Here is a 26,496-nt window from a genome sequence, read left to right on the forward strand (position 1 = left end):
CAAAGATCAACTAAAAATCTTTTTCTTTTCTAGTTAATCAAACGATAAGTCCAGTTTGATCAACTGGTCATCTTCTGGGACAGGGTTTCCTCTCCCATCTGTGTTATTGGTTATAAAGTAGATGGAATCCCCCTCCTTCCACACATCCCTAATTCGGCCATTATCTTTCCAAATTACAGATTGTTGGTTGGAGCTAATGTCGAAAGCTCTCACCATTTCACCTCTTAGGTTTGCTACAAACAGAATTCCATTCTCAACAACAATGCCAGATGGAGCCCAAGTATCAGTACCAGAGTGATATAGAGGCGGTTCTACTTCTTCAGCATGGTCATCCCCTGTATAAGTTGGCCATCCGTAGTTTTTGCCTTTTTTTATAATATTGATTTCATCAAAAGCAGATGGGCCATGCTCTGATGCATACATCTCACCTGTTTCTTTGTCCCATGCTAACCCTTGAGGATTTCGATGGCCGTAACTGTAAACATAGGATCTTGGAAAAGGATTATCTTCAGGTACAGTACCATCCAAGTTCATGCGGAGAATGCTGCCAGTAATCAGTTCTTTGTTCTGTGCAGTCTCGGGTTTATTGGCATCTCCGACTGTTATATATAACTTGTTATCTGGTCCAACTTTTATCCGTCCGCCATTGTGATAAATAGCTCCATCGATGTCTTCCAACAGAACTCCTGCTTCCTTCCATTCTGTTCCGTCATACTTCAATGTTACAATCCTATTCTTTACCCTCTCTTCAGTCCCATATGTATGATAGGCAAACGCGAGTCCGTTCTTTTGAAAGTCAGGGTGTAGTTCCAAGCCAAGCAATCCGCCCTCACCATAGACCAATAACGGTCTTTCCAGTTGGATATCTTCCCTTGTCATGCCTTCTTTATTTATTTTTACAATTTTCCCTGTTCTTTCAGTAATGAAAAATGTATCTCCTGATTTAGCAATAGACCAAGGTATGTTTAAATTGGTCGCTATTACTTCTTTATTCGTGAATCTATATTGTTGATTTTCAACATCTTTTTCAGGTGATGTGTTCGTTTCTTGAACTTCATTTTCACTTTCATTTTCTGGTTCCACTAAAGGAGTACAACCTGTTAAAATCGTGCACAGCAAGGTTATTGTTAACATAAAATTTCTCAAAAAAGTCACCCCTCTACTCTTTTCCCCTCATCTTTCAAGTCTAATCCAAATAACGAATGAAAATACAAAAAAAAAAACAAGACGTATTTCCGCCTTGTCTCTTCGTTTCCTTATGCTTTTTCAAAATAGGTTTTATAATATCCACCAATGTGGCCGCTGTTGTCTTTTACGAATATAAACTCTTCCGTTTCATTTTTCACTTCGTACGTTTTTCCAACAGTCAGCATATTGCTCACTAGATATTTTTTTGCATCTGTATGTACACACTTAACATGCTGTACTGTTTCTTTATTATCCCAAGAATTATGTATCATTTACTTTGCACCTCCTACATTATCTCTCAACTATTTTACCTCATCTTTTTACAATGAACAAACACAACTGTTCTTTCATATGATTAGATGAGGTGAAAAAGGAATGAACAATAGACCATATACAGATTTATTAGCATTGTTTGGAATTGGCGGTGCTCATCCTGGAGGGTTGGAGCTAACCAAAACCATCCTATTAAAAGAAAATCTTTCAGAGAAAAAGCTACTTGAAATTGGATGTGGAACAGGACAAACGTCTTTATTTCTAAATGCTATGAATGTAAATATTACACCTATAGATAATCATCCAATTATGATTGAAAAAGCCAACAATCGATTTACAGAACATCAAGCAGGGATAACTGCCCTACAAATGGATATTGAAGAAACAGAATTTAGAGATAGCAGTTTTGATTTTATACTCTCTGAATCAGTTTTATCTTTTACTGATATAAACAAAACTCTTCCGGAAGTGGTTCGACTTCTGAACGAGGATGGAGTTCTGTTAGCGTTTGAGATGACGAAGAAAGGTACATTGCAAAGTGAATTGGAAGACAGAATGAAGCTTTTCTACAATATGCCGAATATGTTTAGTAAAGACGAATGGAAAGAGACTCTTGAAAAACATGGATTTAAGAAAGTAATGATCTCTCCTATCTCTTTGGGTGAACTTGAGCCATCGGAACCGGAAATGGACCCGTCTGAAGTAATAGATGATAAGTATTTTGAAGTGATGCATCAACATGAAAAGTTAACATATGAATCACAGGAACATATTGAAATAAGTGTTATTCGAGCACAACGATAAAAAGCTGGAGCTACTTATGTATGCTTCAGCTTTCTTTTGTGACATTCCCTTTTTGCTGTACCAGATCTTCCCGACTTATGACAGAAATTCCGTTTTTCTTCCCATACAGATGTAATTGATCATACATATTATCAGGTTTAAAATTTATTAATCGGATGGGGAAAAATTCATCTGTATAAATGAATGCTCCCATTGCTGACCATCCCACTCGCTTAAAGACTATTTTCCTTATATCACCGGCATTTATTTTTCTCGAATAAAACGTATGACCTATAAACCGTATTTCGTAATGTACTCTTGTTTCGTCCAATTTTATCTCATATCGAATGAAATAGGAAAACAAGATTATCATACCTATGGAGAGCTGTGTTACTCCCCTTCCATAATGAGCTTGCAACATTTGATAGGTTCCTTGGATTAACATCAAGGATAGAATAAAGCTGTGAACTGCTGTCGGATACTTTGATATGTAGCGCAATACAACATCTCCCATCAATTTGAATTAGGTTATCTTGGAGTAATGAACTTATTTTCCCACTTCAATCCCATAATTATCCTATTAAATGTGAAAAGTAGGTAATATCTACAATATATATCATCCCATTCCAACATTTATACAGTGAAATAGTTCTATATACTTGTTAGGATATTTCTTAGAGCGTCCGAGAGTTGATGATTATCCACAACACAAGGAGGAAATCTATTTATGAAAAAACTTATTGTCATTTCTACTGCAGCAGTAGCATTGTTTGCTGGAACAGGATTTGATGCACATGCAACTGATTCACATAAAGTAAAATCAGGCGATTCACTTTGGAATATAGGAAAGACTTACGGAGTTTCCGTCAAGGAAATGAAGGAATTAAATAATAAAAACAACCATCTTATTTTTCCTGGAGAAGCTTTACAGCTCCCAGAGAAAGTATCGCAAAATGATAAAGAATTATTGGCACGCCTTGTGCATGCGGAATCTAAAGGAGAACCGTATGAAGGAAAAGTTGCTGTGGCAACAGTTGTATTAAACCGAGTGGACAGTGACCAATTCCCTGACTCCATTAAGGAAGTAGTTTATGAAACGAGTCCCGGTGGAGTATACCAATTCTCTCCAGTAGGAAACGGTCAGATCGACAAGTCCGCGGATGAGGAAGCCCAAAAAGCAGTGGAAGAGGCTATTGCATTCCGAGGGGATGGCAATAACTCACTTTACTTCTTTAATCCAGACAAAACAAGTGATGAATGGATCCGTACAAGAAAAGTAACAAAGACAATTGGTAACCACGTTTTTGCACAGTAATTCAATTTAAAAAAGACACCGGATTAATCTCCGGTGTCTTTTACTATTTATAAAGCTTTATAGTTCTTATGGTTGATAACAGTACGAATTGGTTCACCTGTATTGGGATTTTTTCCTAGCTCCACAATTACAGAGCTGTCTCTAACAACAATAACGGTGCCTTTGCTCCCTTTTTTTGTTCCTTTATTAATTTGAATGGTATCTCCTACTTGAACGTTTGTAGCTTTTGTCTCTTCCATTTTCTTATTCCACCTTTTTTATACTTTAGTTTCTTCTATCCTTATTATCCCCAATGACTGATAAATATCTTTTAATATGTGTAAAAGTTAGGTCCCTAATTATTGCCGTTTCATTGAGAAGTTGATGATTACCTCCATCAATAAGTACACACGTAGCATTTGGGTATTTTTTAAGAATGAACTTTATATTATACCTCCAATCAACAGTTGTGTCCTTATTCCCTTGAATAATTAACAGTGTCTTTTCACTTTTTGATAGTTGTTCTAAAAGACTGCTGTTCCACCGCTCAAGAGACTGAAGCCAACTTACAGGTAACTTTGTGAATTGAAGTGGATCGTTTTTCACATACGCTAAATACTCAGGATCTGAAGAATTTTTTCTATATGTTCTTTTTAAATGAACTATTTTCTCCCCAATGAGTTTAACACCAAACTTTGAAAATGACCACAAATATGGTTGAATCAATGGTGCTACCAAAATCACCTTATCAAATGTGAATTTGTACTCGTTCATATAATTTAAAATGATGGCCCCACCAGTACTATGTCCCATTATTGACCATTTTTTATAAGTTATCCCTTTATTAATAATGTGAGAATGGACCGCATGTAGAACTTGAGCATATGCTGAGAAATCTTCAATATCTCCCCTTACTCCATTAGAATGTCCATGGCCCGGCAAGTCAAACGTAACCACACCATATCCATCAGAAACTAATGTATCAATAATTTTCGATAGTGCTCCAGAATGATCGAGATAACCATGTACAATAGTAACTAATTTCTTAGTATTATCAGGCATAAAAAATTGGATAAATATTTCGTGTTGATTGTAGGTAATAATTTCGCTAGTATGTATCGAACCCCATTGTTCTAGACCATAAAAGGATAAATACTCCTGCTTTTCATACTTTACCATAGTTGACCTCTCTTCGTCCTATAAACAAAATTTCTAATACTTATGTTACCTTATTTTTATGATAAAAACCGAATAAATCCCTCCCTCTTGATGAAACATATAGGTAAATATGATGAAAGAGGTGTAGGAATTGAATATAAAAGGATTTTTAGTAACTGGCCTTATCATGACAATGGTGATGACAGGTTGTGGCAATGTAGATAATTATGGTGCAGATCAAAATAATAACCCAGATAACGCACTTAATGTTAATTACGATAAAATGGGGCGTTACAATAGGAATGTAAGAAACGGCGACATTAACCCACGTAGAGTTAATGACACAAATGAGCCAAGGCTTGAAGTAGCAGATGAAGCCTCTAAGAAAATTACTGATTTAAAAGAAGTGGAATCTTGCAGTATCATCGTAACTAATAGAAATGCATATGTAGCAGCTGTTTTAGAAGGAGAAGGTAAACAGGAATTAACGAAAGATGTGGAAGAAAAGATAGCAAATCAGGTTCGTCATTCAGATGGCAGTATCCGTAATGTGTATGTTTCTGTAAACCCAGAGTTTGTCGATCGAATGGAAGGGTATACGAATGATATTAGAGAAGGCAGACCTGTTGCTGGGATTTTCGATGAATTTACGGAAGTAGTTCAACGTCTCTTCCCGACTTCTAGATAATAGTAAACCCCTGCGATATTTGTGCAGGGGTTTTTGGTATGTTAGTTCCGTTTTGCTTTAGACCGTACTTCAAGTAGTTTGTTTTTGAGGTCGTTTTCCATTTGGACCAGTTCAAGTTCTACTTGATGACGTTTTTCACGGCCTTCTTGTTGAATTTGTAAGGTTTCTTCTAGTGTCTCGATTAGGTTATCTTGTGTTTTCTTCAGTGTTTCAATATCAACAAGACCTCGTTCGTTTTCACGTGCTGCAGAAATTGTGTTTTGTTTAAGCATTTCAGAATTTCGCAATAGCAATTCGTTCGTAGTCTCAGAAACATTTTTCTGTGTATCGACTGCCTTTTGCTGATTATATAGAGAAACTGCTATAACTAGTTGATTCTTCCATAACGGTATGGCAGTTAGGATGGAAGATTGAATTCTCTCTACTAGTGTCTGATTGGTGTGCTGAATCATTCTTATTTGCGGTGCCATTTGCAGGGTAATTTGACGGCTAATTTTTAAGTCATGTGTACGCTTTTGCAGGCGGTCTGCAAATTGAATCATATCACTAACTGCCTGTACATCCATTTGATTATTTGTTTCTCTGGCTTTTCGTTCTAGCTCTGGAATAATAGATGCCTGAATTTCATCAAATTTATGCTCCGCTGCTGCAATATAAATATTCAGTGCTTGGAAATAATCTTTGTTTTTGTCGTATAAAGATTCTAACATGATATTGTCTCGTTGCAACACTTTTTTAAAGCTTTCCAGTTGATCAGAAATTTTATCGATTTCAAAGCCAATTTTTCGGTACTTTGCAAATAGTTGTTGTACCGAATTATTTACATTTCCGAAAAGTCTACCAAATAATCCTTTTTTCCGAGGCTCCAGTTCTCCTGGTTTCACTTCTTTGATCTTTCTCATCAAGTCAGAAACAACTTCTCCAACCGGTCCAGCGTCCTTAGCCTGAACATGAGACAAAATGGAATTAGAAAAAGTAGACAATTCGTTCTGAGCGGTAATTCCGTAAGAAGATATAGACTGTTGGTCTGTAGGGTCAATTTGTTTCGCAATATCGATTGCTCTGGCTTTGTATTCCTCAGAAAGTGTATCCATTACTTTTTCTTTTTTAGGTTCTGGTTGAACTTCCTTTAAATCTTGAGTCATCATTTCATTGTCCATTTTCGGTGAGGAAAAAGGATTGCTTAATAAATCGTTCAGTGTATCTTCTTTTACTTGGTTTTTTACATGATCATTGTTTTTCATCGTCACTCACCCCATAAACTACTTCTTCTCAATCATTCTCTTATCTGAATCAAGTTGTTGATCATTTGATTGATTCATCAGTTTAATTTCTGTCGTTAGATTATTCATATCACCTGATAGGACTGCCATCAACTCTTTTTCCATGCTGCGTTCTAACTGTTTTAAAGCACCTTCCGTTTCCCTAAGCGCTTGTGAAACTTCGTGAGTACGAACTGGTTGATTTAATAGGTGCACATATTTTTCAGTGATGATAGCAGAAGAATCCAGATGCTGGTGAAAGAAATTTTGCGCTGTGCGGTACCGTGCTGGTTCCTTTTCCACCATTTTTATAATCTTCATTGAAATCTTAGCTAATTTTGTAATGGTTTGATAAACAAATATGGAACGCACTCGAAATCTCGTACTATTAATTTTCTTTGCCTTTTCTTTTGCACCCTTCAATTGAGCCTGTACATATTTCTTTTCTTTTCGTTCTAACTTTTCCAGGTCGTTATTAGGAAGCAGTTTTCTTTTTAACGCCCAATAGCTTCCGAGAAAGCCACCAAAAGCGCCAAGGACGCCAAGTTGTAATTGATTACCTGTAAGTAGAAATACTATTAAAAAACCAACGGCAGCTAAATTAAACGAAAGTATAATAATAAAACTATGCAGTAAAAACCGTTTCATATTTTCACTCCTCACCTTTTTTAAAGGCTATAGATAAACTGTACCTTTCTTACGTATATAACCTGGTAAAGGTTTCAGTAAATTATAGTTTAATTATATAGGAAAGAAGTCGGAATACGAAATTTTTTATGAGGAGGAATGAGATTATAGAAAAATGCCCTTGATTATATAAGAATCAAGGGCTGAGAATGGTAGATTATATTCCTATGGATAGGTATTTTACTTCCAAATATTCTTCCATCCCGTGATGACCACCTTCTCTGCCTATCCCGCTCTCCTTTAAACCTCCAAAAGGTGCCTGGGCAATAGAGGGTGCTCCATCATTAACTCCGATAATTCCGTAATCCAACCCTTCTGTAACACGGTAGATACGTGACATATTCTCAGTAAACACGTATGCAGCCAGTCCATATGGTGAATTATTTGCCCGTTTAACTGCTTCCTCTTCATCTTTAAATGAGGTAATAGGTGCAAGCGGACCAAATGTCTCCTCATTCATACACAGCATTTCATCCGTCACACCAGTAATAACTGTTGGTTCCATGAAGGTTTTTTCCATCACTTCCCCTCCAAAAGCAACAGCTGCACCTTTTTCTTTGGCATCGCTTAAATGCTCTTTTACTTTATCTAATGCATCTTCATCGATCAGTGGACCAAGATCCACTCCTCGTTCCATGCCATTTCCTACTTTAAGTTTAGAAACCTCTTTGATGAATAGAGAGGTGAATTCTTCAGCTACACTCTCCTGTACATATATTCGATTCGCACAAATGCATGTCTGCCCAGCATTTCTGAATTTTGATTGAACAAGTCCTTTCGCAGCCTTTTCTAAGTCTGCATCCTCAAAAACTATAAATGGGGCATGCCCGCCAAGCTCCAAAGAAAGTTTCTTAACTGTTTGAGATGCTTGTTCCATTAATTTCTTTCCAATTTCCGTCGAGCCGGTAAAGGTAAGCTTTTTCACATCTTTATGTTTCATTAATGATTCGCCAATTATGGAGGACTTCCCCGTGATGACTTGCAGAACACCTTTAGGAACCCCAGCTTCATCTGCATATTTTGCCATAAGCAAGGCAGTCAATGGAGTCTGTCCTGCAGGCTTAACGATCACCGTACATCCAGCAGCAAGAGCAGGAGCTACTTTCCTTGTAATCATAGCAGCTGGGAAATTCCAAGGAGTGATTGCCGCAACAACCCCCACTGGTTGCTTTTGAATAAGTACTCTCTTGTCCTTGGAAGAAGATGGTATGGTTTCTCCATATATTCTTTTTCCTTCTTCTTTATACCAATCTACAAAACTATTCGCATAACCAACCTCTCCAAGTGCTTCACGGAATGGCTTGCCTTGCTCCTTTGTAAGAGTTTCAGCAATTAGCTTCTTATTTTCCTCCAATAAAAGGAACCATTTATTCAAAATATCCGCTCGCTCATATGCTGTATAGTTCCTCCACGTTTGAAATGCTTTTTCTGCATGTTGAATCACTTTTTCAACTTGGTCCTCAGAAATACTAGGTACTGTAGCAAACACTTCTCCTGTAGCTGGGTTTGTCACTTCAATAACTTCTTCCGTATTTACCCATTCTCCGTTTATGTACATTGAATATTTTTCCATTACAATCCCTCCAAAAAAGTTTTCAGGACATTCTCCCTTAATATATTCACTCTTTATGGAACATTCCCTTTATTAAACACAAAAAAACACCCGTTAAGGTGTTTTTTGTTCAGCAACTGCCACAGGATGTCGAAATAGTCTCAAACCATATATCAAAATTAATGTTAAAGAAAGCATTCCAAATACGATTGCCATCATCTGAAGTCCTATGGTATCAAGGAAAAGCCCTGTTCCTAGGAGCACTACCTGGAAGAGCACCCGATCAAGCATATTACGGAACGAGAAAAACCGTCCATGGTATTCTTTTGGTATTTTTGTTTGAAAAATAGTTGCTGCAATCGGGAAGAAACATCCAACAGCCAATCCAAACAACCCAAAAGAAAATAGAGTCATCCATTTCATATCTGCAAAATACAAACTCAAATGAGAAATGGCAATCAACGTAACAAAGAAAAACATTAAAGGTACCATATTTTTATCATTTGAAATGCGCTTTACGGTAAATGCACCAATCATAAAGCAGACACCTTCAATGGTATAGATCAAGCTTTTAATCGTTTGATCATCTTGGATTTCACTTATATTGATGACCATCAGATTGAAACCCCCAATGAATAAAAATGGGATAAATGTTAGAATCAATACGGTAAGAGCTATTGGCGTTTCCTTTAACACCGGCAGAACTTCTTTAAAGTCACCAGACTTTTTGCTCTTGCCTTCAAGTAAATCGTTATCGGTTGGTTCTTCAAAGTTCAGTAAAAAGGTAAGTAAGAATAGAATTCCATAAGCAACCATGGATGCCATATATAAGGAAGATAAACTCATTATGACAAGCATCGCTCCTGCCAGGGCTGTTCCAGCAATTCTAGATACAGTGGACACATTCATATGAACACCGTTCATCTCTAATAAGTCTTTTTCCTTCACAATCAATGGAATAGATGATTGTAATGCTGGAAAGTAAAATGCGGCTGAAAGTTGAATGGCGATCATGAAAATGATCATAAACATAATAGATTGGTATTCAATCGCTAAAAACATAAATACCACGCTAATCATCCGACCAAATCCTGATACTAACATCACTCGCTTTTTACTTGTTGAATCAATAATTTTGCCGGCTAACGGCCCTACCATCACTCCGGCCAGTAATCCTGCAAATAATATGAGTGATTTGGCAAAATCAGAAGGTACCAAAGCTTGCATAAATTCCAAATTTCCAATTATACCGGTCCATAAACCCAAACCTGCGATAAATTCCCCAACTAAAATAATCCATACATTCCGATTTTTCCACATGATAGTTTCTCCGATCACTTGTGATGTTTAAGAAAACTATACCACGGAACGAATTAATTCGCCACTCGAAATTTTAATCCAAACTCCCAATAAAAACAATAGCCAAGAAGCACCCATGAAGAATCCGCCTAAAACATCAAGTGGATAATGAACTCCAAGATATATTCTGCTAAGTCCAATTAAGCTTATTAAAAATAGGAAACAAATCATTAGTGTATTCTTTAACCAAATTTTATTAATTAGTATATAACACAAGCATGCTATAGCACCGTAGAAAGCCATAGAATTCATGGAGTGTCCACTTGGAAAGCTATAGAAGCCTGCCTCTACAACTTGATCTAAGCTTGGTCTATCTCTGGAAAATATTATCTTTAACAGGGTATTTAGCCAACGTACGCCTAGAAGGTTAATCCAGAGAAATAATGCTAGAAACCAGTTTCTTTTGATAAAAGAGCAGATTGATATGATGACTAACGCAGGGTAGAAAAAAAGCTTCGACCCTATGATAGATAAAAAGATAAAAAATCTGTCTATATCACCTATTCTATAGAGGTTTTCACCAATCCTCTTGTCCCAAAATTCCATTACTTCTATCCTTGTCATTAAAGCTACTATAAGGAAAAGTAAAAAAAGTACAACGCTTGCTTTAAACATTGTCTTAGGATATATGTAATTAATCATGATGTCACTCCCCAAAAAATAAGGCCACTGAAAAAGTCTTGATTTTAGTATTTTTATAAACACCGCTGTTGATTTCCGCAAATGGCTTCGCTTTCCTAGGGGCTGACGTGAGCCTCCTCGGCTTCGCCTGCGGGGTCTCCACCTAGCGCTATCTCCCTCAGGACAAGGAAGGCTTCGGCAGCGGTTCATCGCACGAAGAAAATGCGTAGCATTTTCGAGGAGTCTTCGCCTTTTGCTCCACTCACCAGCTAGGAATCAAAAAAAACTTTACGTTATCAGTTTTTCAGTGGCCTCCAAAAAATAAGGCTAACTCCTTGTACTTTAGAGTTAGCCTAAACGCTTGTATTATAAGCTTTTTAATAATAATTTTTTTAATAGGGGAAAGAGCACATCTGGTAACTCTTCAATATCCGGCACTAAAATACTATACTTGCCATACATATTTTGAATGGTTTTTACTTGTCCTTCATCAATTTCGCCGTTAGCCAAGAACACGTTGATTACTTCAAGTCCATTTTTTCGGGCTTCCATGACCGCTTGATGGGTATCTACTATGCCGTTCTTTTCATAGTCCATCGCTGCTGGCTCACCGTCGGAGAAGACAAGTAGGAATTTTTGCTTTTCACTCCGATGCACAAGTCTTTTGGTCATATGTCTGATGGCATAACCGTCCCTGTTATCTTCTTCTGGCTCAAGCTGCAGAATCTCTGGCCCTGAAGCAGGTCTGAGACTTGAGTTGAAATCTATTACTGTTTTAAAGTAGTTCGGTTGGCTTGTTTTAGTGGCATCATTCGTATCTTCCCAGAATCCTACCACTTCGTGTGGAACAAAAACGGATTTTAACGCTTCATGAAAAAGAGTAATTCCATATTTGGTCTGTTCCATTTTATCAAACATCGAAGCCGAGCAATCAACTAATAGAGAGAAGACAGCATCAATTTCAATGGAGGGATTATCTTTTTTATAAAATACTCTTGGATTTTCTTCGGTAAACCACGGTAAGAGCTTTTTACTTAATCTGCCGAATGGAAGGTCACTTCTTGGCATAATTTTTTTGTGCTCCAACGTTTTTTGTATCAATTGTTTTAATTTTTTCTGATACGTGGAGACGAACAATTTATATTCCTCATAATCTGAATAGTGTTCTGCTGATATCTTCTCAGGCTTTAAGAAGACAGGATAGGCGTATTTGTTCTCTTTCCCAAATTCCGCGCCACTTCCTCCTTCTTTTTTTGTATCATTTAGAACATCTAGTGCTTCTAGCTTTGAGTAATCATTTTTATTAGTCTGCTGACTTTCACCTTGGACAAAGCCCATTGCCTGGTCTCCATCTTCCCCTTCTCGTACGCCTTCCCCCATTAGGTCCGTTTTTGTTCCTTGTTCCATATCAAACTGGAGAAAGCTTTTATTGTTGCTTTCTGATTCACGGTGCCAAGTTGGAAGCTTGTCTTCATGTACATCTTCTTCGTCATCTTCATTATCATGTTGTTTTATATCGTCATTTTTCAATTCGCTTTTTCTCTTCATCTCATCAAAGGTTGGAGATACGTCTTCTGGCGTCTCTGAAAAGTCCGGTAGGAAAAAATACGTGTTAAGCATATCTTTCTCTAAGAGATCTTCCAGTACTTCCACGATAACTTGAACGCTCCGCAAAATATCTTTCGTCGTTTTTGCTACATAAGATTTCGCCATTTCGTCCCGGATGAATGAAAGGGAAAGGTCTAATTCCTCATTTAGTTGAGGTACTTCCTCCAAAGGATTATCAGATGTTAATAGTAGATACAATAGATTGTACAGTGCATCTGTCATGATATTTCTTTCCAAATTGACTGTAAGCTGGCTTCTAAAATATTTGCGATACTCCACTCTTCTCACCAGAAAGGTATTAGTGGTCCCCGGGCGCTCTCGTTTACATAATTCTTCAAGTCTTATGTCTTCCATAAGTATAAACAATTGTCTGCTAAAGCTTGATAAGTGTGTTTTTTTCATAAAAGCAAAAAGTTGTTTAATCACCTTATAGTCTGTATGAACAACAGACCCGACACTTCGTAAATACACATCGCTTTTCATGCCTTGTAGTTTTTCATAAGTGGGATGATTGTCCCAAAATAAACTGATGAACAGTTTATTCAAATATGGATCATAGTAGGACTTGAATGCATATTCCACTTCAAGGTTCTTCTTTTTTGAAAGGGAAGTCGCTAAGTCTGATAACTCCATAAATAGAAAGGAATCAATTTTTTTATCATTAAAAACGATAGGTCTCAAGATAATCTCCTCATTCAAACAAAGTTTGTGCGATGTTTAAGATAGCCGCTTTTTCTCTATCATCTTCCAATTTTTCAACAATTCCACGCTTAATAGCTCTAAGCGGTGGCAAATATACACTTAAATCACAAGTATCTAATAGTGCACGCACAGATGCAGCCTCTTCCGATAGATTTCCATTTTCAACTAGAGCAATAAGATCAGAAGATAACGTCACATATTTATTGAGTAACTTTTCATCTTCGAGTTTGGATTGACTCTTCAAGACTTGAAGTAAAACCTCACCCTGCACATATGGCACATCAATGACAACAAAACGATTTTTCAATGCTTCATTTAATGGGACCGTTCCCACATATCCTTCATTGATGGCAGCTATAACACCAAATTCTTGATTAGCTTTTACTACTTCGCCTGTGAAAGGATTTGTAATGGTTTTACGGTAGTCCAATACTCCGTTTAAAATCGGCAAAGTTTCAGGCTTCGCCATATTTATCTCATCAATATACAGAAGATTTCCTTGTTTCATTGCATTGATCACTGGACCTGGAACAAACTCTATTGTCGCTTTTCCTGCATCATTTTGAATGGTCTTAAACCCTAGTAATGCCTCAGCATCTAAATCTACTGAACAGTTGATACTATGCATCGGTTGATGAAAGATGGATGACAAGGTTTCCGCCAATTTTGTTTTCCCAGAACCGGTTGGCCCTTTTAACAGAACGTTTTTCCCCATAGATAAAGCAATAACACAATCAAACAAAACATCATCATCTGCTGATGTATAACCTGCCGATCCAATAAGGGAACTAACACTTTCATTTTCTTTATTACGTTTTATCTTTTCTTGAATAGCTGTAGGTAATTGATCTATAGCAAACATCTTTCCGTCTCCTTTAACCTTATTCCATTTAGTATCTCACAATATGGCCTTAGATATCGTATTATTGAAAAAGGCTGCTGACAAGGGATTGTCAACAGCCTAATATATTATATCAATAATTGCATGTTACTTGAAGTAAAAAGAGTTATCTCACTTAATGCTATCCACTTCTTGGACTACTTTGTTCTTTCCTGAAACAATCCAGCCACCAACAGCGATTCCGATCAAGACAATCCAGAACATCGCTTTAAACAGCGGACTGTGTGGGAAATGATATGGAAGTACGCCAACACTTGGATGTGCCAAGGTATACATAGCCAGTTTGAAACCTACCCAACCAACAATTAGAAATGCGGCTGTTTCCAAACTCGGTCTTTCTTTTAACAATTTTACAAACAAGGTAGCAGCAAAACGCATGATAACTACCCCGATAAATCCACCGAGGAAAATGATAATAAATTGCCCACCATCAATTCCACCAACGTTTGGCAGGTTTGTTTTGGGCAACGTCATAGCTAATGCAAAAGCTGCAAGAATAGAGTCCACTGCAAAAGCAATGTCAGCTACTTCTACTTTAAAAACTGTCATCCAAAAACCAGATTGTTTCTTTGGCTTGTCAACAGTAGCAGCATGCTCGACTTTTGCTACGGCGAATCTTCGCCAAATATGATTGAGTGCAATAAACAGCAAGTATGCGGCTCCAATCGCCTGTACTTGCCAAATAGTTACTAAGAATGAGATGGCGAACAACGATCCAAGTCTAAAGACGAGTGCTCCTGCCAGACCATAAAACAAAGCCTTTTTACGAGCCTCTTCCGGAAGGTGTTTAACCATAATTGCTAGTACTAGTGCGTTGTCAGCCGCTAATATACCTTCAAGTGCAATCAAGACAAGAAGAACCCAGCCATATTCCAATAATAATGATATCTCCATGGTTTCCTCTCCTTTTACATAACAAAAGCCTCTCCTGGAAATAGGCAAAGGCTTTTATGAACACATAAAAGACCTTTACCTAGAACTGTCCAATTTCCAGTTTAGGCAAAGGTCTTGCTAACAACATTTTCGTTGCCGATAAAGCCGGTGCTGATTAATTCAGTCACGTCATGACGGCAATATCGTTCTCATAGCTACTCCCCTTTGATTGGGCTTGTGCATATGTAGTTTTAATATAAACCTATTCTAGTAGCTTTATAGAAATGTGTCAACACATTATTTGATCCTTCTCAAGTCAATAAAGGGAAAGTCCATTTTCTTAAATTTCAATTAGTTTATTTCTACACTCTAAATAAATGTTTTATGATATAATCCATAACATTATTAATTACTTCAAATAAAAGGTCGTGGCATTATTATGCATCAAGTATTCTCCTATAAAGAGCGTGTAAATCTCTTTATTAAAATTGTTGTTCCCATTCTTATTACCCAACTCGGCTTATTTTCCATGAATCTCTTTGACATCATGATGACTGGAAACGTAGGGGCTTCGGACCTGGCTGGTGTTGCGATTGCTTCTGGACTTTGGGTCCCAGTATACACAGGACTAAGCGGAATACTACTCTCTATCACTCCTATTGTCGCACAGCTTGTTGGTGCTAAAAAGACAAAGGGTGTCCCTTTTTCTATTACCCAAGGTGTGTATGTCGCGTTTGCCATGAGTATACTTGTTATTTGTATTGGGGCTGTGTTAATCAATCCTATTCTTACTGGTATGAACTTAGAATCAGAAGTTAGATATGTAGCAAAATACTATTTAATTGCACTTGGTTTTGGAATAGTACCGCTCTTTGTTTATACAGTACTTCGATGTTTTATTGATGCATTAGGGCACACGAGAACATCAATGATTATCACTCTAATGTCATTACCTATTAATGTCTTACTAAACTACTTATTAATTTTCGGCAAACTTGGACTCCCTGCCCTGGGCGGTATTGGGGCAGGAGTGGCATCTGCTTTGACTTATTGGTTGATTATGATCATTTCCTTATATATTGTTCTAAAGAAGAGACCATTTACTAAGTACCCACTTTTCAAAAAATTATATCCCTTATCTTTTTCAAAGTGGAAAGAAATATTACTGATTGGGGTTCCGATAGGACTTTCCATTTTCTTTGAAACGAGTATTTTTTCAGCTGTGACTCTTTTGATGAGTTCTTTTGACACTGTGACAATAGCCTCTCATCAGGTAGCATTGAATTTTGCTTCCCTTCTTTACATGATACCGCTAAGTATTTCAATGGCTTTAACCATTTTAGTCGGGTTTGAAGTCGGAGCCGGACGAATTCAAGATGCTAAACAATACACCATTATGGGGGTAGTTTCTGCAGTTCTTCTTTCTTCCATTTGTGCTGTACTTCTTTATTTCTTCAGAGCAGAAGTCGCATTCCTTTATACAAAAGATCCAGAAGTTATTGCGCTAACGACTGCTTTCCTTTTATATGCCATTTTCTTTCAGCTTTCTGATGCCATTGCTGCACCAATACAGGGGGCTTTACGAGGGTATAAAGATGTAAATGTTACGTTTATGCTTGCTTTTGTATCTTATTGGATTATTGGTTTACCGATTGGCTATATATTGGCAAACTATACTGATTTCGGAGCGTTTGGCTATTGGATTGGTTTAATTTGCGGTTTAGCTGCAGGAGCACTTGGGCTTTCTTGGCGATTAAGCATACTTCAGAATAGATATATGACTATGTCAGCAACTGCAAAATAAATAAAACTATTCTTATAGGAATAAAAAAGGAGTTGTGTAGGAAATTGTCGAAAAAAGTCATATGATAATTTTTTAAGTGAGGTATTACAGATGAATGATTATGATATGGAAAAAGTAAGTGCTTCTTTACATTATTTTCGACATGAGCTTAAAAATCTCCTTGATTTGTTAGAAAGCTATGCAAAGGCAAACTATGAGCAGAAGACAACATTACATGAGGACTTGATCCTACAATTCAAAAGGTACAAAGTAAAGTTAAAAAGAGAAATAAAAATCTTAATTGAATACGATGCAAATCTTTTAAGTTCTGATTTTCTATTACCTTCCTTGGCGGTGGTTTTTGCCTATTTGCAGGATATTGGAATCAACCGGATGAACCCTAACAGTATTCCAAAAGTGGTTCAACAAATAAAGAAAGCCTACTTTTTTATGGAACGTTGTGATCAACGCTTCAAAATAGAAACATAGCAAAAAGGCAGCCTGCCGGCTGCCTTTTCCTTTGTTCTTATATTATTTTCCAATAAACATTTGTGTCCAGTAGTTGCCTTCTTCTACATGGCCTACACCGATATGAGTGAAGTTTTCATTCATGATATTTGCACGATGTCCTTCAGAATTCATCCAAGCATTTACTACCTCTTCAGAGCTTTGTTGACCTTGTGCAATGTTTTCACCAGCTGTACGGTATTCTACACCAAATTGCTTCATCATATCAAATGGAGATCCGTAAGTTGGGCTGTTATGAGAAAAGTAGTTGTTTTTCTGCATATCTTTAGACTTTTCTTTTGCTACTTTGCTTAATTCTTCATCTAACTGTAAAGGAGCTAGACCTTGTTTTTCACGTTCCGCATTTGTTAACTCTACTACTTTCTTTTCAAATTCACTTACAGCACCTGCTGCTTGTTCAGTTGCTGGTTTTTCAGCATTTTGCTGTGGAGCTTGTTGTTGTGGTGCTTGAGCTTCCTGTTTTGGTGCCTCTGCAGGAGCTTCTTTTTCTTCTTTAGGTGCTTCTACTTTTTCAGCAGGTTTCTGCTCAGCTTGTTTTGGAGCTTCTTGCTTAGGTGCTTCTTTTTCAGCTGCTTCAGCAGTTGGTGCGCCATTTAAATTAACTTTTACACCGTATTTTTCTTCAAGTTCTTTTACATAACCGTCTAAGAACGCCTTTGCATCTTCTTGGTTAGTGAATGCTTTATTCATATTAAATGAAGTGACTTTGTTTGTTAAGTCACACGTTGGTTTTGTTGGAGCATTGTTTGATTCGGCTTTGGCATTCATTCCGAATGGAGCCGCTGTTAATACAGCTGCAGTAGTTACAGCAGTGATGATAGACTTTTTGTTGATTTTCATAGGTGTGTTTCCCCCTTGAAAGTTTTTTGTGTTGCTTTCTTGCTACACGAAAATCATATCATGGGATTTGTGTAATATTAGAGGAATAATATGGGGAATAAATTTAAAGGATTTCAATAATTATCCATATACTTCAAAACTCTTTGTTTATCAACGGATGACACGGAAGACACTTTTAAACAGTTTGTCGAGGGTTTTTCCAGTAAAATGAATTAGATTAAAATTATACTAAAAAAATGGTGTTGACAAGTTTTTATACAGTCCTTTTTATTACAAATTACTTCGGTTATGTTACAGTGTTTACAGGAAATCTTACTTTTTTGGATGAAAATTCCTGTACTTTTAAATAAAACACCAAGCTCTTTGAATAAGCCTGGTGTTTATCACCTATCACTATTTATCTATCCAAGTGAACATATACTTCTTATCTTCAATAGTGTGAGCTTTTTTTACTATTTTCAACGGCTTAAAGGTATCGATCATAACCGCAAGCTCCAAAGTCTCTTTCTTCCCTATGCTTGCTTCCGTCGTACCTGGATGAGGACCATGTGGAATTCCCGATGGATGTAAGGTAATCGAACCTTCCTCAATTCCTTTGCGGCTCATGAAGTTGCCTGCAACATAATAGAGCAGTTCGTCACTGTTAACATTGCTATGATAATACGGAGCTGGTATCGCTTCTGGGTGGTAGTCGTATAATCTTGGCACGAAGGAACAAACAACAAAGTTATGACCTTCAAATGTCTGGTGAACTGGAGGTGGTTGATGGACTCTGCCTGTTATTGGTTCGAAATCTTCAATATTAAATACCCATGGATAAAGATAACCGTCCCACCCCACAACATCAAGCGGATGGTGCCCAAGTACGTGAGAATGCAAATAACCCCTTGTTTTAGTAACTACCTCATACTCTCCTCTTGTTGTGTATGTTTCCAATGTTTCAGGACCTCTGAAGTCACGCTCACAAAATGGACTATGCTCGAGCATCTGGCCATATTCATTTCGGTATCTTCTAGGTGTGGTTAATTGACTGAAAGATTCGAGAAAGAGGATTTTCGTTTCTTCTTTTGGAACTACTCGGTAAATAGTGCCGATTGGTATTGTTACATAATCACCAGGGCGGTATGTAATTGTTCCGAACATGGTTTCTACTTTACCTGAACCATAATGAATGAAAAGAAGCTCATCTCCGTCACCATTCCGGTAATAATTCTTCATCGGTTCTGTTACCAGAGCTGTACCAATTAACAAATCACTGTTTCCTAATAGATATTCTCTGGCATCAAGTGCATTGCCTTTGGTCTCAATAGATGTAGTAAGTAGGTGCCTGTGGTTAAGGGCTTCTTGTTCTTCATATTCAGGCAAATAGCTGCCAAGCACGTTTGATTGTACTACTTCTGTGGGCAGGTAGTGATGGTAGAGGATAGATTGTGTGCCTGAGAAACCTTTGGTTCCCATTACTTGTTCTCTATATAGAGTGCCGTCTTCTTTTTTGAACATGGTGTGGCGTTTGTGTGGTATTTCTCCCATTTTACGATAATACATGAGCTCACCTCATTATATTGTTTAGTTGTTACTTAATGTTAGAACGTTCCTTTTCGCTGCAGGCACTCGCTTTCCGCGGGGCCGTGCTTGAGCCTGATCGGCTACGCTACACTTAGGGGTCTCAAGTCTACTGCTACCTCCCGCCGGAGTCGAGTGCCTTCCGCTCGATTCCACTCATTGCTAAATATTACTTTTTGTAACAACCTATCTAATTGTGTTTTTTAATGTGCCTAGGCCAGTGATGGATAGTTCTACTTCGTCACCTGGTTGCAGCCAGCGGTGGACGTCAGTGCCAAGTTCTAAGATACAACCTGTTCCGACAGTTCCCGATCCTATCACTTCTCCCGGGTATAATGTAACATCAGCTGAAGCTCTTTCTATCATTTGAGCGAAAGAATAATGGATGTGTTCGAAATTTCCGTTGGAAAGTAAACTACCATTAACTGAAGCGGTCATTTCTAAATTGTACCCGTTTTTGGATTTGTAAGATGCAAGTTCGTCTGGTGTTACAATATAAGGCCCCAAAGATGTGGCGAAGTCTTTCCCCTTTGCCGGCCCTAATCCTACTTTCATCTCTTTTGCTTGTAGGTCCCTCGCACTCCAGTCGTTCATGATGCAATAACCGAAAATGTAATCATCCGCATCCTCAGCTTTAATATTTCTACCTTCTTTTCCAATGATGCAAGCAATTTCCAGCTCATAATCCATCCACTCACAGGCTAATGGCTTTTTAATTACTTCATCTGGTCCCTTTATGGCCAAATGATTTGTAAAATAAAAAACGGGAATCTCATACCATTCTGGAATCACATCCAGCCCTCTTCTGGCCCTTGCAGTCTTTACATGTTCCTCAAATGCGTAGAAATCTCGGACGCTTACTGGTCTAGGTATAGGTGCAAGAAGGGTTACTTCTTCTCTTTTATATCTTCCTGTGTGGCTATCACTACCTAAGTGAAGTGTTATTATATCTCGGTATTTTTCATATTGGTTTATCAATAGAAGAAGGTCACTTGGTAACAGACCACCTGATGCTTCATTCATATCAACAACCATGTCATGATTTATCCACCCGGCTTTAATCTCTCCAGAGCTATTTTTAAAGGTAATATATTTCATGACAATCCCTCACATTTCTTATTTACGTTGAAGTTCGAACATATCACTTATAGCCTTGGTATACATACTACCTGCCATTCTGCCTACCGGATTTAATTTCTTTGTATCAATCTTTCCATCGAAATAAAGATCATTTGATAGGTGGAAACTCTCCACTTTTCCAATAACAAGGCTTCCTGAACCTGGTAGATCACCAAAATGCAGCACTTGGTGAAGAGTGCATTCCATTTGAACAAGGCTTTCCTTCACGCGTGGAGGTGTAACTAGGAGACTAGGCTCTTTCGTGAAACCCGATTCTTCAAATTCATCCACTTCGCTTGGGAATTCCGTTGCTGTAATATTCATTTGATCAACTATTTCCTCACTGACAATATTGATGACAAACTCCTTTGTACTTTCAATATTCAATAAGGTATCCTTTTTCGACCCATCTGCCCCTCTTCTCATGGGAGAAAAGCAGACTAACATTGGCTCTGCACTGATAGCAGTAAAAAAGCTAAAAGGAGCAATGTTTGCAACACCTTCTTTATCAATAGAAGAAACTAGTGCAATAGGTCTTGGTAAGATAGAGCCCACCATGAGCTTGTACGCATCTTTCCAGGTAAGATTGCTTGGTTGAATATTCATGTTCGTCACCTGCACTTTGCTACAAATTTTTTAATGTCTCGATAAAGTAACGGTTATCTTCCATAGAACAAATGGTAACCCTGATACTTTTTGGATATCCCAAAGCAGCACCTGTTTTCACCATGATCCCTTTCGTTAACAACCTTTGCATCATTTCATTTCCATCTCTGCCTATATGTATCATCATGAAATTCGCTTGAGTAGGGTAATAGGTATAACCTAGTTCGTCTAGTTCTTTCTCCAAGTATGCTCTTCCTTCTTCATTACGAAGGATACACTCTCTTCTAAATTCCTGGTCCATAATGGCTTCCATTGCAGCTGCTTGAGCAAGCTGATTAACATTGAAAACCTCTTTTACTTTGTTTAATTCTGTTGATATGGAAGGATTCATAATGCCATAACCAATTCTTAATCCAGCCAGGCCATATACTTTAGAAAACGTTCTTAATATAACCAGATTGTCATGTTTCTTTAAAAGCGGAATCGATTGAAGATATTCCTCATTTGTTGCATATTCATAGTACGCTTCATCTAACACAATCAAGATATGCTCAGGTACTTTTTCAATGAATGATACAAGTTCATCCTTATTTACGATTGTTCCTGTTGGATTATTAGGATTGCAGACAAAAATCATTTTTGTCTCTTCTGTAATAGTAGCTAGCATGGCCGACAAATCATGCACCCCATTTTTTAATGGAACGATCACCGGCTTGCCCCCTTCAATAGAGACGTTGGTTTTATATCTCGGGAATGTCATATCAGCCATAATAGCTTCTTCGTCTATATTGAGAAAAGCTCGAATGAGCAGCCTAATTATTTCATCTGAACCGTTCCCGATGAACAACTGATTTTGTGCTACTCCCAAAAACTCCCCCAATTTGGTAGAAAGAGCTCTAGCGGAACCGTCTGGGTATGTAAAAAGATGGTCTAGTCTTTGCATTAATTGTTTTTTTACAAGCGGTGAACATCCAAACACATTCTCTATTTCAGACATGTTTCTTATACTTGTAATTCCCAATTCCTTCTGTAAATCCTGCAAGCTTTTCCCTAAAGGGTAGGCAGCAATATGCTGGAGAATTTCTCGGCTTCTAACTTTTACCGCCATGCTTTCATCTACCTCCTATAAAAAAGGGAGGAACTGGTCCTCCCCATACTGACTTGCTTACAGATTTCCTCTTAATTCTTGTTCTCTTTCAATGGATTCAAATAACGCTTTGAAGTTTCCTTCACCAAATCCTTTTGCACCTTTACGTTGAATCACTTCAATGAATAAAGTTGGTCTGTCTACAATTGGTTTTGTAAAGATTTGAAGGAGATATCCTTCATCATCTCTGTCAACCAGGATGCTCAACTCACGAAGCTTTGCGATTTCCTCATCAATCTCTCCAACTCTTTCTGACAGCATTTCATAGTAAGTGTCAGGAGTATTAAGGAACTCAACCCCATTTTCCTTTAATTTGCTCACTGTCTGAACAATATCTTCGGTTAAGATGGCGATATGTTGAACACCGGCGCCATTATAAAACTCCAAGTACTCTTCAATTTGTGATTTTCTTTTTCCTTCCGCAGGTTCATTAATCGGAAATTTAATTCTGCCCCCATTGTGCATCACTTTAGACATTAGTGCGGAATATTCTGTGTTTATATCTTTATCAGTGAAATGAGTCATTTCTTTAAAGCCCATCACTTTTTCGTAATAAGCAACCCATTCTTCCATTTGCTCTACATTCCCCACCACATGATCGATTCCGATAATTCCAGCGTCCTTAACCGGGGTGGAGTTCGTATATGCTTTGAATCCAGGCATGAATACCCCATTATAATTCTTGCGTTCAACCAATGTGTGAATGGTATCTCCATATGTACCAATAACCGCTTTTTTCAATGTTCCTTGCTCGTCTGTCATCTCTTGTGGAGGCTGGATAGCTATTGCTCCTCTTTCCACCGCACCGTTGTAAGCACTTTCAACATCTTCCACGACAAGCGCAATATCCTTGACTCCGTCGCCATGCTTTTTAACAAACTCAGAGATCTTTGTATCTTGTTTAAGGGAACCGGTAATGACAAGTCGTACATTACGTTGTTTTAAAACATAAGAAACGGTTTCTCTATTGCCTGTCTCTAGTCCTGAATAGGCTATAGGTGTAAATCCGAATGTGGTGGCGAAAAAGTGAGAAGCTTGTTTGGCATTGCCGGAGTAGATCTCTAAATAGTCAACATCTTTTACGGGAAAAACTTCTTCTGCTTGATCTTTTAATTGCATTGTTTTTTCTACGTTCATAATTACCCCTCCCGAACTTTTTTAAAAATATTATTATTCTGAATATAATATAATCTAATTTTTTCATACTCTGCAAGAGTATCATTTAAAGCAAGAATGCTTTGACGCGCCAACGTGTCATGACGAAGTTACTTTTTGTTTTGTCACTTTTGGGGCCTTATGAATTGCTTTTCCTTCTAGATCCTCTACCGACTCCCACATGCTTTCATTTACACTCGGATGAGGGTAGGAAGGAAACAACATATCTTCATGTCTTGCAACCATTTCTACAGCAAGTGTTCCGGTACTAATCATTTCTACCGCTTGGGCTCCCATGATATGTATACCCAATACTAGATCTGTTTTGGCGTCAGTAACAGTTTTAGTGAAACCCTCTTTTTGGCCAAGAATACTGGCATAACCATTTGATTGCAGGCTGCTTTCTCCAACTTTCACGTCAAATCCTTTTTCAATCGCTTCTGTTTCAGTCATTCCGACAGATGCAATTGGAGGGATGGACTGAACGATTCTAGGTAAAAACGTAAAATCGCACTCGGATGGTTCACCTGCAATGTTTTCCGCCGCCACCTTTCCCTGTTTGATGGCTTTAACTGCCAAGGCAGGGCCTTCCGTAATATCGCCAATAGCATAAATGGAGGCAATATTAGTACGGCATGCTGCATTAATTTTAATAAAACCTTCATCACTCAAATGAATGCCTAAACGTTGAATACCCAATGATTCCGTTGAAGGTTTTCTTTTTTCTGCGCAATAAGAATGTGAACTTTCTAAAATAACTGATTCATTCTTACCTTGCTCAAAAGCCACCTCCCACTGAACATCGTCGAACATGAACTGAGGAGTAGTATGAGCCTTATAAATCTTTATTTTTTGTTTTTTCAACTGTCGCTGCAGTTCTTTGTTTATAGATGGGTCAAATGTAAAATCATGCTGTTCTGGTGGAAGAATCAATGTCACCTTTGAGCCTAAACTGTTAAAAGTCGTTGCAGCTTCAAGGGTGAAATCATCGTTTCCATATAAAATAAGCTCACTTGGCAATTGTTCAAGGGTCCATATCGACGTAGGTGTTAGAGCATGATGATGTATTTCGGCGATCGGCTCTTTTTTACAACCGGCAGCAATAATGACATCATTAAAAGTGAACGTATCATATTGATGCCCATTCTCCACCCCTATTTTACTGGCGGATATAAAGGAGGCTTCTCCCTCTATGATCTCAATTTTATTAGCTTTACATAATGCTATAACACCTTGAATCAATTGCTCCACAACCTTCTTTTTGTGTTGCTGTAACCTTGGCAAGTCGAATGTTACACCGCTAGTATCTAGCCCTAGCTGTAGAAAAGGTCCCATCCTTTGGAAAGATTGCGCTGCTGCAGTATGTACTTTGGATGGTATACATCCTTCATTTAAACAGACGCCGCCAAGTTTGTTTTTCTCAATAATGGTAACTTGTCGACCTAATTGAGCCGCTCTAATTGCAGCGTGATAGCCCCCCGGCCCTCCACCAATTACTATTACATCACGTTCTTGAGTAAGTTCACCTACAACCATTTAAACCAGCTCCAGCATTAGTAATTTTGGTTCTTCTAAGAGTTGAGTCAGCCTGTTGGTAAATGCAACAGCGGTAGCCCCATCTGCTACACGGTGATCAAAGGACATGGAAATGTTCATAATGGAACGTATTACAATCTCATCCTGTTCATTTACAACTGGTCGCTTTTTGGTTTTGTGGAAGGAGATCAAGCCCACTTCCGGCTGATTGATAATTGGTGTAGCGCCAATACTTCCTCCAAGAGGACCAACATTACTGATGGTAAAACTGCCGCCAGTCAATTCCTTCATGGAAAGCTTATTTTCCTGTGCCTTTTTTGTTAACTCTTTTAAATTGTCATGTATTTCTTTTAATGACTTTTTCTCTACATTACGGATCACAGGGACAATTAGTCCATCTTCTGTATCGGTAGCTATTCCTATGTGATGTTCTTTCATTAATTCTATTGTTTCTTCCTGCTCATTCAATCTGGCATTAAAGATTGGATAATCCTTTAGGGCGATGGATATGGCTTTTAAGAATAAAGCAGTTGCTGATATGCTTTGATTGCTTTTTTTCCAAATCTCTCTGAGTTCTAAAATATTTGTCACATCTATTTCTTCAAAATGAGTGCAATGAGGTATCGTAAGAAGTGACTGTGACATTTTTTTACCTATCTGTTTTCTTCGACCTCTGAATGGAATGACAGTGGTAGGTTCTTGTTGATCTTTTAATTCTGTTTTGGTTTGAGTTTCCTGAACTGGTTTTTCTTTTACTTCATCCATTTGAGCAGGCTGCTTTAAACTCTCTATGAATCTATATACATCCTCATCTGTGATTCTTCCAGCAGGACCGGTCCCCTTAATCTGTTCAAGATTAACTCCAGCGTCCCTCGCAATCTTTCTTGTATATGGAGCCGCCATGATTCTAAATGATTGAGGCTTTGTTTGTGGTTGGTGCTCTCTTTTTGTTTCTTCAGCTTTTGTAGAAATGTTTGTATGTGTCAAATTGGGAGGCGTAGTTAATTTGTTCCCAACTGATTCAGCTTCTAACAAAAATAAGGTGGTCCCAACTGAAATGGTTTCCCCTTCTTTAACCAATATTTCTTTGATGACTCCAGCAAGTGGTGCCGGTATTTCAGCTGTCATTTTATCCGTTTGCACCTCAACCAAAGGCTCATCTGGCTTTACTTTATCTCCTTTTTTAACAAAAAAAGATAAAATATCAGCCTGTGTCATGCCTTCCCCAATATCATGAAGTTTGACCTCGATCATATGTTGAACCCCCTTT

The 26,496-nt window shown here is 37.9% G+C and carries 26 protein-coding genes; 5 read left to right on the forward strand and 21 right to left on the reverse strand.

What is annotated here, in order from left to right; translation table 11 throughout:
* Nucleotides 1-33: 33 nt before the first annotated feature.
* Both AAV98_RS01420 and AAV98_RS01425 read right to left on the reverse strand, forming a co-directional pair.
* Complete coding sequence (locus tag AAV98_RS01420; RefSeq protein WP_060663768.1) at nt 34-1,146, reverse strand: PQQ-dependent sugar dehydrogenase; 1,113 nt, start codon at nt 1,144-1,146, stop codon at nt 34-36.
* A 110-nt stretch (nt 1,147-1,256) separates the two neighbouring features.
* Nucleotides 1,257-1,460 carry a DUF6501 family protein gene (locus AAV98_RS01425; protein WP_060663769.1) on the reverse strand — a complete coding sequence of 68 codons (204 nt, stop codon included), beginning with the start codon at nt 1,458-1,460 and terminating at the stop codon, nt 1,257-1,259.
* Between the two features lie 103 nt (nt 1,461-1,563).
* Between AAV98_RS01425 and AAV98_RS01430 the strand changes: the two genes are divergently transcribed.
* Nucleotides 1,564-2,265, forward strand: a complete 702-nt coding sequence (locus tag AAV98_RS01430) for a class I SAM-dependent methyltransferase (protein ID WP_060663770.1) — start codon at nt 1,564-1,566, stop codon at nt 2,263-2,265.
* Between the two features lie 25 nt (nt 2,266-2,290).
* Here AAV98_RS01430 and AAV98_RS01435 read toward each other — a convergent pair whose 3' ends face one another.
* Nucleotides 2,291-2,743 (reverse strand): hypothetical protein, encoded by a 453-nt coding sequence (locus tag AAV98_RS01435; RefSeq protein ID WP_060663771.1) that lies wholly within the window; start codon nt 2,741-2,743, stop codon nt 2,291-2,293.
* A 228-nt stretch (nt 2,744-2,971) separates the two neighbouring features.
* On the opposite strand from AAV98_RS01435, the gene AAV98_RS01440 reads away from it, so the two are divergent.
* Nucleotides 2,972-3,559: a cell wall hydrolase gene (locus tag AAV98_RS01440; RefSeq protein ID WP_060663772.1), complete on the forward strand. Its 588-nt coding sequence runs from the start codon at nt 2,972-2,974 to the stop codon at nt 3,557-3,559.
* A 47-nt stretch (nt 3,560-3,606) separates the two neighbouring features.
* Here the strand turns inward: AAV98_RS01440 and AAV98_RS01445 are convergent, their stop codons facing one another.
* Both AAV98_RS01445 and AAV98_RS01450 read right to left on the reverse strand, forming a co-directional pair.
* Entirely contained in the window at nt 3,607-3,798 is a 192-nt protein-coding gene (locus tag AAV98_RS01445) for a DUF2187 family protein (protein ID WP_060663773.1), read from the reverse strand.
* 25 nt (nt 3,799-3,823) lie between these two features.
* Nucleotides 3,824-4,717, reverse strand: coding sequence for an alpha/beta hydrolase (locus AAV98_RS01450; protein ID WP_060663774.1), 894 nt, complete (start codon nt 4,715-4,717; stop codon nt 3,824-3,826).
* A gap of 130 nt (nt 4,718-4,847) precedes the next feature.
* Between AAV98_RS01450 and AAV98_RS01455 the strand changes: the two genes are divergently transcribed.
* On the forward strand, nt 4,848-5,384 hold the full coding sequence (locus AAV98_RS01455) for a YhcN/YlaJ family sporulation lipoprotein (protein ID WP_060663775.1): 537 nt from the start codon (nt 4,848-4,850) through the stop codon (nt 5,382-5,384).
* Between the two features lie 41 nt (nt 5,385-5,425).
* Here the strand turns inward: AAV98_RS01455 and AAV98_RS01460 are convergent, their stop codons facing one another.
* The 8 genes from AAV98_RS01460 to AAV98_RS01495 form a co-directional block, all read right to left on the reverse strand.
* Complete coding sequence (locus AAV98_RS01460) at nt 5,426-6,628, reverse strand: toxic anion resistance protein (protein WP_060663776.1); 1,203 nt, start codon at nt 6,626-6,628, stop codon at nt 5,426-5,428.
* A gap of 18 nt (nt 6,629-6,646) precedes the next feature.
* Nucleotides 6,647-7,294, reverse strand: coding sequence for a 5-bromo-4-chloroindolyl phosphate hydrolysis family protein (locus AAV98_RS01465; RefSeq protein ID WP_060663777.1), 648 nt, complete (start codon nt 7,292-7,294; stop codon nt 6,647-6,649).
* Between the two features lie 196 nt (nt 7,295-7,490).
* Entirely contained in the window at nt 7,491-8,891 is a 1,401-nt protein-coding gene (locus AAV98_RS01470) for an NAD-dependent succinate-semialdehyde dehydrogenase (protein ID WP_060663997.1), read from the reverse strand.
* A gap of 108 nt (nt 8,892-8,999) precedes the next feature.
* Entirely contained in the window at nt 9,000-10,205 is a 1,206-nt protein-coding gene (locus tag AAV98_RS01475; RefSeq protein ID WP_060663778.1) for an MFS transporter, read from the reverse strand.
* Between the two features lie 36 nt (nt 10,206-10,241).
* On the reverse strand, nt 10,242-10,886 hold the full coding sequence (locus AAV98_RS01480; protein WP_060663779.1) for a phosphatase PAP2 family protein: 645 nt from the start codon (nt 10,884-10,886) through the stop codon (nt 10,242-10,244).
* A 345-nt stretch (nt 10,887-11,231) separates the two neighbouring features.
* A complete protein-coding gene (locus tag AAV98_RS01485; protein WP_060663780.1) occupies nt 11,232-13,154 on the reverse strand; it encodes a vWA domain-containing protein in 1,923 nt (640 codons plus the stop codon).
* A gap of 10 nt (nt 13,155-13,164) precedes the next feature.
* Complete coding sequence (locus AAV98_RS01490) at nt 13,165-14,037, reverse strand: ATP-binding protein (protein WP_060663781.1); 873 nt, start codon at nt 14,035-14,037, stop codon at nt 13,165-13,167.
* A gap of 150 nt (nt 14,038-14,187) precedes the next feature.
* Nucleotides 14,188-14,970 (reverse strand): TerC family protein, encoded by a 783-nt coding sequence (locus tag AAV98_RS01495; RefSeq protein ID WP_060663782.1) that lies wholly within the window; start codon nt 14,968-14,970, stop codon nt 14,188-14,190.
* 418 nt (nt 14,971-15,388) lie between these two features.
* Here AAV98_RS01495 and AAV98_RS01500 point away from each other — a divergent pair, with 418 nt between their 5' ends.
* Together AAV98_RS01500 and AAV98_RS01505 are read left to right on the forward strand one after the other, a co-directional pair.
* Nucleotides 15,389-16,753, forward strand: a complete 1,365-nt coding sequence (locus AAV98_RS01500; RefSeq protein ID WP_060663783.1) for an MATE family efflux transporter — start codon at nt 15,389-15,391, stop codon at nt 16,751-16,753.
* 90 nt (nt 16,754-16,843) lie between these two features.
* Nucleotides 16,844-17,221 carry a hypothetical protein gene (locus AAV98_RS01505; protein ID WP_060663784.1) on the forward strand — a complete coding sequence of 126 codons (378 nt, stop codon included), beginning with the start codon at nt 16,844-16,846 and terminating at the stop codon, nt 17,219-17,221.
* Between the two features lie 42 nt (nt 17,222-17,263).
* On the opposite strand, the gene AAV98_RS01510 is transcribed toward AAV98_RS01505, so the two are convergent.
* The 8 genes from AAV98_RS01510 to AAV98_RS01545 all read right to left on the reverse strand — a co-directional run bounded on the left by AAV98_RS01510 (nt 17,264) and on the right by AAV98_RS01545 (nt 26,477).
* Entirely contained in the window at nt 17,264-18,100 is an 837-nt protein-coding gene (locus tag AAV98_RS01510; RefSeq protein WP_060663785.1) for a CAP domain-containing protein, read from the reverse strand.
* Nucleotides 18,101-18,493: 393 nt separating this feature from the next.
* The gene (locus tag AAV98_RS01515) at nt 18,494-19,645 is read right to left on the reverse strand and encodes a homogentisate 1,2-dioxygenase (protein ID WP_060663786.1); all 1,152 of its coding nucleotides are present in this window, start codon (nt 19,643-19,645) and stop codon (nt 18,494-18,496) included.
* A 204-nt stretch (nt 19,646-19,849) separates the two neighbouring features.
* Nucleotides 19,850-20,761 (reverse strand): fumarylacetoacetate hydrolase family protein, encoded by a 912-nt coding sequence (locus AAV98_RS01520; RefSeq protein WP_060663787.1) that lies wholly within the window; start codon nt 20,759-20,761, stop codon nt 19,850-19,852.
* 18 nt (nt 20,762-20,779) lie between these two features.
* A complete protein-coding gene (locus AAV98_RS01525; RefSeq protein WP_060663788.1) occupies nt 20,780-21,388 on the reverse strand; it encodes a flavin reductase family protein in 609 nt (202 codons plus the stop codon).
* Between the two features lie 19 nt (nt 21,389-21,407).
* The gene (gene hisC, locus AAV98_RS01530) at nt 21,408-22,496 is read right to left on the reverse strand and encodes a histidinol-phosphate transaminase (protein ID WP_060663789.1); all 1,089 of its coding nucleotides are present in this window, start codon (nt 22,494-22,496) and stop codon (nt 21,408-21,410) included.
* A gap of 57 nt (nt 22,497-22,553) precedes the next feature.
* Nucleotides 22,554-23,672 (reverse strand): 4-hydroxyphenylpyruvate dioxygenase, encoded by a 1,119-nt coding sequence (gene hppD, locus AAV98_RS01535; RefSeq protein WP_060663790.1) that lies wholly within the window; start codon nt 23,670-23,672, stop codon nt 22,554-22,556.
* Nucleotides 23,673-23,789: 117 nt separating this feature from the next.
* Nucleotides 23,790-25,226 carry a dihydrolipoyl dehydrogenase family protein gene (locus tag AAV98_RS01540; RefSeq protein WP_060663791.1) on the reverse strand — a complete coding sequence of 479 codons (1,437 nt, stop codon included), beginning with the start codon at nt 25,224-25,226 and terminating at the stop codon, nt 23,790-23,792.
* Complete coding sequence (locus AAV98_RS01545) at nt 25,227-26,477, reverse strand: dihydrolipoamide acetyltransferase family protein (protein WP_060663998.1); 1,251 nt, start codon at nt 26,475-26,477, stop codon at nt 25,227-25,229.
* Nucleotides 26,478-26,496 lie beyond the last annotated feature (19 nt).

This window comes from Bacillus sp. CHD6a, from assembly GCF_001293645.1.
Lineage (GTDB): Bacteria > Bacillota > Bacilli > Bacillales > Bacillaceae_I > Sutcliffiella_A.

Excerpts from the sequence above, each read along its gene's own strand:
- hppD (WP_060663790.1), bottom strand. The coding sequence starts at position 23,672 with ATGAACGTAGAAAAAACAATGCAATTAAAAGATCAAGCAGAAGAAGTT.
- AAV98_RS01465 (WP_060663777.1), bottom strand. The coding sequence starts at position 7,294 with ATGAAACGGTTTTTACTGCATAGTTTTATTATTATACTTTCGTTTAAT.
- AAV98_RS01445 (WP_060663773.1), bottom strand. The coding sequence starts at position 3,798 with ATGGAAGAGACAAAAGCTACAAACGTTCAAGTAGGAGATACCATTCAA.
- AAV98_RS01515 (WP_060663786.1), bottom strand. The coding sequence starts at position 19,645 with ATGTATTATCGTAAAATGGGAGAAATACCACACAAACGCCACACCATG.
- AAV98_RS01430 (WP_060663770.1), top strand. The coding sequence starts at position 1,564 with ATGAACAATAGACCATATACAGATTTATTAGCATTGTTTGGAATTGGC.
- AAV98_RS01525 (WP_060663788.1), bottom strand. The coding sequence starts at position 21,388 with ATGAATATTCAACCAAGCAATCTTACCTGGAAAGATGCGTACAAGCTC.
- AAV98_RS01480 (WP_060663779.1), bottom strand. The coding sequence starts at position 10,886 with ATGATTAATTACATATATCCTAAGACAATGTTTAAAGCAAGCGTTGTA.
- AAV98_RS01505 (WP_060663784.1), top strand. The coding sequence starts at position 16,844 with ATGAATGATTATGATATGGAAAAAGTAAGTGCTTCTTTACATTATTTT.
- AAV98_RS01495 (WP_060663782.1), bottom strand. The coding sequence starts at position 14,970 with ATGGAGATATCATTATTATTGGAATATGGCTGGGTTCTTCTTGTCTTG.
- AAV98_RS01450 (WP_060663774.1), bottom strand. The coding sequence starts at position 4,717 with ATGGTAAAGTATGAAAAGCAGGAGTATTTATCCTTTTATGGTCTAGAA.
- AAV98_RS01490 (WP_060663781.1), bottom strand. The coding sequence starts at position 14,037 with ATGTTTGCTATAGATCAATTACCTACAGCTATTCAAGAAAAGATAAAA.
- hisC (WP_060663789.1), bottom strand. The coding sequence starts at position 22,496 with ATGGCGGTAAAAGTTAGAAGCCGAGAAATTCTCCAGCATATTGCTGCC.
- AAV98_RS01520 (WP_060663787.1), bottom strand. The coding sequence starts at position 20,761 with ATGAAATATATTACCTTTAAAAATAGCTCTGGAGAGATTAAAGCCGGG.
- AAV98_RS01500 (WP_060663783.1), top strand. The coding sequence starts at position 15,389 with ATGCATCAAGTATTCTCCTATAAAGAGCGTGTAAATCTCTTTATTAAA.
- AAV98_RS01540 (WP_060663791.1), bottom strand. The coding sequence starts at position 25,226 with ATGGTTGTAGGTGAACTTACTCAAGAACGTGATGTAATAGTAATTGGT.
- AAV98_RS01475 (WP_060663778.1), bottom strand. The coding sequence starts at position 10,205 with ATGTGGAAAAATCGGAATGTATGGATTATTTTAGTTGGGGAATTTATC.
- AAV98_RS01460 (WP_060663776.1), bottom strand. The coding sequence starts at position 6,628 with ATGAAAAACAATGATCATGTAAAAAACCAAGTAAAAGAAGATACACTG.
- AAV98_RS01440 (WP_060663772.1), top strand. The coding sequence starts at position 2,972 with ATGAAAAAACTTATTGTCATTTCTACTGCAGCAGTAGCATTGTTTGCT.
- AAV98_RS01425 (WP_060663769.1), bottom strand. The coding sequence starts at position 1,460 with ATGATACATAATTCTTGGGATAATAAAGAAACAGTACAGCATGTTAAG.
- AAV98_RS01470 (WP_060663997.1), bottom strand. The coding sequence starts at position 8,891 with ATGTACATAAACGGAGAATGGGTAAATACGGAAGAAGTTATTGAAGTG.
- AAV98_RS01510 (WP_060663785.1), bottom strand. The coding sequence starts at position 18,100 with ATGAAAATCAACAAAAAGTCTATCATCACTGCTGTAACTACTGCAGCT.